This is a genomic window from Pseudomonas agronomica, from assembly GCF_025917275.1.
GTDB classification, from domain to species: domain Bacteria; phylum Pseudomonadota; class Gammaproteobacteria; order Pseudomonadales; family Pseudomonadaceae; genus Aquipseudomonas; species Aquipseudomonas agronomica.
Map to the genome: position 1 here is coordinate 1 of NZ_JAOSHO010000972.1, position 672 is coordinate 672.

General features: G+C 63.1%; 1 protein-coding gene. It reads left to right on the plus strand.

Going from position 1 to position 672, the window contains the following annotated elements:
• The coding region (locus OC610_RS28445) for an AAA family ATPase (RefSeq protein ID WP_264433058.1) at positions 1-672 on the plus strand (672 nt) is incomplete at both ends.

The following is a 672-nucleotide window of genomic DNA, read 5'->3' on the forward strand; positions in this document are numbered from 1 at the left end:
AGGCCGGGGCCGGTATGAAAGGCGAATTTGAGCGGCGGCTTAACGGTGTGATCGAGGGTGTAAAGACGTCGCCCAGCCCCATCATTCTATTTATCGACGAAGCCCATACCTTGATTGGCTCGGGTGGTAATGCCGGTGGCTCCGATGCGGCCAATCTGCTCAAGCCGGCCCTGGCCCGAGGTGAGCTGCGCACCATCGCGGCGACAACCTGGACGGAATACAAAAAATATTTCGAGAAGGATCCAGCCCTTGCCCGTCGCTTCCAACCGGTGCGATTGCACGAGCCGACCGTCAGCGAGGCGGTGACCATCCTGCGGGGGCTGGCCCGGGTCTACGAGGCGAGCCACGGTATCTATCTGCGCGATGATGCGGTGGTCGCGGCGGCGCAATTGTCAGCACGCTACCTGGCGGGCCGCCAGTTGCCGGACAAGGCGGTCGATGTGCTGGATACCGCATGTGCTCGTGTGCGCATCAGCCTTGCTGCCGCGCCGCAATGCCTTGAGCGTCTGCGTGGCGAACGGGCCGAAGATGAGCGCCAGCACCAGGCGTTGTGTCGCGACGCAGAGGCCGGCTTGTCCATCGATGCCCAAGCATTGGAAGCGCTGCGAGCACGACTGAAGGCCATCGAGGAGGAGTGCCAGTCGCTGGAAGTCCAATGGACAGAGCAGCGCG